Below are 6133 nucleotides of genomic sequence, written 5' to 3' on the forward strand. Positions count from 1 at the left end.
GATTTTTATTGTTTTAGGTTTAACCTTCTCCTCCTCAAAGCTGTTTACATCCTCTTCACTATCAGAAGTAAGCAGGATTACGCTCGCTGTGTCTCCAGTTTTTACATCAAGTGTAACTTGTACATCTTCAGCTTTTGATGATAGATTAACAATCTTTATAATGGCCTCATTCTTCACAGCATCTATAGCAGTAGATGCGGTAATTATAGGAGATTTTTTTAACATAGAGTTATGAATCAATTCTCCGTTAAGGTAGCATTTATAGGTATCTTCCATCAAAACTATCTTCATCTTATTAAAATCATCTTCTTTAATAACTATTCCATCCTTTTCATCTAAGAATAACCTTGAAAATCCATTCCATTGAATTATTTTGCTTTTAGAGCCCTCAATTTTCCAATCAAAATAGCTTTTACTATTAAGGTCATTCCAGAAGCTTATAGAAATATTTTTTGAGTCAGCAGGCTTGGCTTCCATCTCAACAGTGTAATTTCTTAAGTCAGCTACTCCAAAAATTCTGAAATATTTATTATCCCAAGGAAGATGAGATGTGGTGTCGTCCATTTTAAAGCGATTTGTAGTATCATAAAAGTTGTCACATGGACTACTATTTATGGTTACATTTCTGAACATATCGCCCTTACAGGTATTAAAAAATCCAGGTCCACCTTTTCTACTCTGAGAATAACCTTGAGTAGTTAATAAATAATCAACAACATAATCACCAATGTTTTCACAAAAAATTTTAAGCATATAATAAGTCGGTATTACATAACTCATGGACTTATCAAATAGAATGAGATTAGGAGACCAATTCATATGATTCCTATTTGCAAAAAGGGGAGCATAACTCGTCATAGTAACCACATCCTGGTTTCTTTCTATACCTGTAAGGTATGCAGCCTCTCCTAATGCAGCTTTCAGATTTCCGCCATTAGCACCGGTGGTTACAGCATATTCTCCCACATATACTTTTGGACCTTTTCTATCGTAACTATCATAAAGATCATGATTTGATGCAAAAAAGTCTACATCAGAATAGTAATGTTCATCTATTATGTCTGCTGGCAACGTAACAGTTTCTCTATGCTGATTTGCAATAAATAACAAATGAGGGTATTTATTTTTTAGAGCATTATAAATATATAAATAGTTCTTTTGATAAATTTCCCCATAATTTTCGTTTCCTATCTCAATATATTTAAGATTAAATGGTTGTGGATGTCCATTTGTAGCTCGCTTTAAGCCCCAATAACTTTCTTTATTAGAAGTAGCATATTCTATAGCATTAAAAATATCCCTGAGGAGTTCATCAAGCTCATCCTGAGTAAAATATTCAGGTCCACGTCCCTGACAAGACATTCCACAGTTTACAACATAAAGTGCATCCACATCCAAATCTTCACAAAGCTGAAGATATTCATGGAAGCCAAGGCCATTTGTTGTTCTATAATTCCATAAAAGCCAATGACTTGGTCTTTCCCACACAGGGCCTATGGTATTTTTAAATCTCATAATGCTTTCTTTATTAAACCCTTCAACAATGCATCCTCCAGGGAAACGCAAGAATTGTGGACTTAGATCTTTGAGCCTTTGAGCAAGATCAGGTCTAACCCCATTTAAGCGCTTATTAAAAGTATTTTGAGGGAAAAGGGAAGTAAATCCTATGGTAAGTTCTCCTTCTGATTCAGCTGTTATGTGAAAATTTGCGTCCCCATCACTTGAATTTGAAAGAAATATGCAATTATATTTTTTATATTCTCCACTATCTACTAAAAAATCATAGGAAGAATAAACTTCATTGCTTTTACCTCTAAGGGATACAGTTACTTTGAAATTTGGTACAGAAGATTTAGCAAACATATAGAAAGAATATCCTTCATCCTTTACTACATTAATGCCATGAAAGCCTGAATTGTAAATGCTTGAACCTTTTTTACGGTAATCTATCTTAAGACAGGTTTTTCTATTAGCATTTAATGTATCAGAATAACTCATATGCATTAAAACATCTTCATTAGCATCCCAGCTTGGGATTTTATCAGCGTTTTGAAAGCTGGTTTTCCATCCAATCGATGTTGTTATTTCCTGACTTTCACTATTATAGCTGCAACCTTCGGGTATAATAGAATCTTCAAAAGCACGATTGCGAAGTAGTTCTGCATATAATCCACCATCACCTGCTCTACTGATATCTTCAAAGAAAATTCCAAAAAGGCTACGTGAAGTCTTGAATTTTTTATTCTGAGTTTGTACATTTATAGTATGCATTTTAAACCTCCATTTAGTATCTAAGTTTTATTGAAAAACGGTTATATTTGTTATTCGATAGCACTATTACTATAACAAGGTGAATTTTCTTATAAACAAACAATAGTCACTACAAACCATTATTTTTGATTATTATGATGTTTTAAACACACAAATTAACTAGGCATTTTAATTACCAACCTATCCCCTATGTATTGAACTACCATATCAACATTTTCTGTCTCAGTAATACCAATACCATGTGTCTTCGCAACTAAGATCAATTTGAAGTCTCTCTTCATAACTATTCCAGGGAAGCTACCTTCGCGCTTATGAATAGTAAGAGTGTTAGTTTCATCTTCCCAAGTAATATTTATAAAGGCAAAGGCACCATTTTCATAGTTGTAATTATCACCCTCATCCTCATATAACTTAAAGTTACCAGAAGCTCCAGCATATATCCTTAATTCTAAGGGTGCATTCAACTTATCTCCTGTATACTCAGCGACGGGTCCCATTGGAACTATTGAACCAGAAGGAATATATAAGGGCATGGTGTCAAGTGATGAGTTAGCTTGTATAGACCTCCCCCCCTCATATCTCTGTCCTGTCCAAAAATCATACCACTGTGGTCCCTTAGGTAAATATACTTTACGGCTTTTCTGATCATTATTAATTGCCACTGATTTTGGATTGTAATACATCGGCTTAGTTACTGGGCATACCATAAAACTAGGACCAAACATGTATTGATCATCAATATTATAAGTATTAGGATCGCTTTGAAAATCAAATACCAAAGCCCTCATCATAGTATAGTCGTCATGGGTAACCATTCCTGCCAATGAATAAATATAAGGAATTAGTCTATAACGGAGATAATCAAATTTTAATAAGGTGTCATAAAAAATTGATCCAGGTTCTCCAAAATTCCACATCTCCCTTGGAGTATCAGTACCATGAGAACGAAACATAGGAAGAAAAGCACCATATTGAAACCATCTCACATAAAGCTCTCGATAGCCCATGTCCTTGCAGCCCTCTTCATAGTCTCCATTATAAAACCATAAACCTCTTTTCTTTACAAAGAAAGCTCCAATATCCGTGGTCCAATAGGGAACACCAGTAATGCAAAAGTTTAGACCATCTGCTATCTGTTTTTTTAATGTACTCCAATTGGCACTAAGGTCTCCTGACCAAGTGATTGTGCTGTATCGTTGCTGACCTGCATAAACTGAACGTGTAAGGTTAACTACTCTTTTCTCAGATGTAACTTCACGTTGTCCTTCATAAATACATTTAGAATGCATAAGAGAGTAGGCATTTATAAATTGTGGATCCATATATTTTTTTGACTCACTGGTGTTTATTAATACTCTTTCCTCTGGTTCAGGTTTTACCTCACCTGTCCAGTCTGCTTCAAAAGGTTCAGTACAATCACACCACCAAGCATCCACACCTTTAGAAAAAAGGCCTTCATTTGCTTGTTTCCAGTATAACTTTCTGGCATCAGGATTAAATGCGTCGTAGGTAGCTTGATTCCCAAGTAGATACCTTGATTCTTTCATTTCCTTATAATTCTCTCCCTGATTTTTCATAATTGGCCATATGGATATCATAAGCTTTGCGTTCATATCATGAAGACTCTCCATCATTGCACTAGGATCCTTAAATCTTTCCGAATCAAAGGACTTTTGTCCCCAGAGATCTCCTGTCCAACTTTTCCAATCAAGTACTATCAAGTCCATAGGTATTTTTCTATCCCTGTGTTCCTTAACTACATTTATTAACTCTTCTTGAGTTTCATAGCGTTCTTTTGACTGCGTGTAACCAAATGCCCATCTTGGAAGCATAGGAACCCTTCCAGTTAGTCTTCTGTAACCTGCTACGATATTATCAAGATTCGGTCCATATATGAAGTAATAATCCATTTGTTGGTCAACATCAGTCCATATATATGAACCAAAAGCATCATTTCTAAAGACCATAAGTGAATAACTATCTACTAAAATTCCATAGCCATTGGTTGAAACAAGTACAGGTATTACAGCTTTCATATTTTGTTGGTATAAATATTGATGTTGCCCACTAAGATTCATCATGCCTTCTTCATGGGAACCTAGACCGTAGAGTGCCTCATCCTTATTCCAATCAAACTCTAATTTTGTATGATATGCTTTGTATGCAGGAACAGACTTAAAATTATCTGCATTAGAACGCATACCATCCACACTATTTCCAGATTTTATTTCTGTATTTTCATCGAAAACAGATTTATACACATCAATAGGTTTTAAAGTTTTACCTCCTTTATCAGGTTCCTTTGCTAGTAGGTTCCCTTTATTATCAAGATATTTAAAGCAGCAAGTTTGCATATCTATAACAACTTGTAGGTCTTTTGTAGCTAGAATTAATTCATCATCAATTTCCTTTACAGACCATTCAATATTACTTTTATCTTGTGAAACTATCATCATACTACTATTTGTACTAAAATCATTATCTAATGTATAAAGGACTCGAATAATACCATTTCCATAGGGTACTAACTTCATTTTGCCCTTTGATGTTTCTATAACTAAACTATCAGAGTACTTTATATAATTTTCAATCTTCATTTCACACATCTCCTCTTAAATAATATTGCTTACCTAGCTTAAATTAAAATTTACTTCCACTTAAATCATTTCTCCAAATGGAGATTACAGCAGCTAAAGGATTATATCTACATCAATATAACAACTACCAATGGATATATTATTCTTCATTCTCTTCCCTGCTATATAAACCCATGAGTTATTTTCTTTAAAAATGCTTAAATCTCCATTTGGTATTACTTCAAGTCCATTAACACTTAAAACATCATGAATATAAGCACCTAAAAGCTTCCCTTTCTTGTCAATCCATATTTTGCATCCTCTCTGGCCCTTAACATTCATCTTAATTTCCGCGCCAGATGCTAAGTCTGTAAAGTTTATAGAATCATCTTCGCCTTCATTTACAATTGTATATACAGTGCAATTCTCATAAGGTATAGGATATACCATCAAATTAGGTTTAGTATCTATTTCATTTATCTTGCAAATTGTATTAGTTATGCCTGCCTCTTTTATAGCAAAGCGATAAAGCTCTGCAAGTGGCTCTATAGAATCAGATAATTCTAGTGGTAGAGGGCAATGAATAAGCTTTCCTTTACCAATATTAAAGACTCTTACAAGGTTATCTTTACCATTCAAATATGATGCTTTATTAATTGTATGGGCAGGATCTGCATATGCTGTTATCTTTCTAAATGAAGCATTAAAGGAATAATCACCTATATGAAGTCTTTCTTCTGAAAATATTGGTTTTACCTCTGCCATTATCCCTAAATCGCAGAATCTAGTGGCTTTACGCCAGTAGTTGTCGACATCAACAGTTCCAGAAATAAGTACAGTTTTACCCATGCTTATGTACTGCTTAAGAAGTGTCCACGTAGCCTCCGATAACATCTGCGCTGCAGGTAGAATAATAAGTTTTGGCTTTCCTATTTGTGATAAATTATCTGCTTTAAATAAATGTTCAAGAACCATATCTGACTGCATTTTTAAATGATAATGTAGTGCTAATATATGTGATCTTATACCTTGTGAAGCTAAATTTCTATCCACTGAGAAGTAATAATTAGTAGGATGAAGAGTTAAAATTTCAACCGCATCTTCGTTCCTTCCACTCATTAAAGAATGTGTTTTGCCCTCTATCCATGATAATAGCCTCGTTACGCCTACAGAAGCCGTAGCGGTCCTATCTGCTCTGTATAAACCGAGAGTATTTTCAGTTAATTCATTCTCAAAAGGATCACTAAATGATTGCCACTGTATCCAATTTCCAAAGGAGTAAAGTA

Annotated in this window: 3 protein-coding genes; all 3 read right to left on the bottom strand. The window is 34.3% G+C overall.

Annotated elements, in window-relative coordinates; translation table 11 throughout:
• Positions 1 to 2271: alpha-L-arabinofuranosidase C-terminal domain-containing protein (locus Q0649_RS12420; RefSeq protein ID WP_298842330.1), on the bottom strand; the 2271-nt coding region annotated here is incomplete at its 3' end.
• A gap of 155 nt (positions 2272 to 2426) precedes the next feature.
• Positions 2427 to 4868, bottom strand: a complete 2442-nt coding sequence (locus Q0649_RS12425) for a TIM-barrel domain-containing protein (protein ID WP_298842333.1) — start codon at positions 4866 to 4868, stop codon at positions 2427 to 2429.
• A 93-nt stretch (positions 4869 to 4961) separates the two neighbouring features.
• Positions 4962 to 6133, bottom strand: a 1172-nt coding sequence (locus tag Q0649_RS12430; RefSeq protein ID WP_298842337.1) for a hypothetical protein, incomplete at its 5' end; no start/stop codon positions are given.

It is taken from the genome of uncultured Clostridium sp. (assembly GCF_937920395.1).
Lineage (GTDB): Bacteria > Bacillota > Clostridia > Clostridiales > Clostridiaceae > Clostridium_AD.

Excerpts from the sequence above, each read along its gene's own strand:
- Q0649_RS12425 (WP_298842333.1), bottom strand. The coding sequence starts at position 4,868 with ATGAAGATTGAAAATTATATAAAGTACTCTGATAGTTTAGTTATAGAA.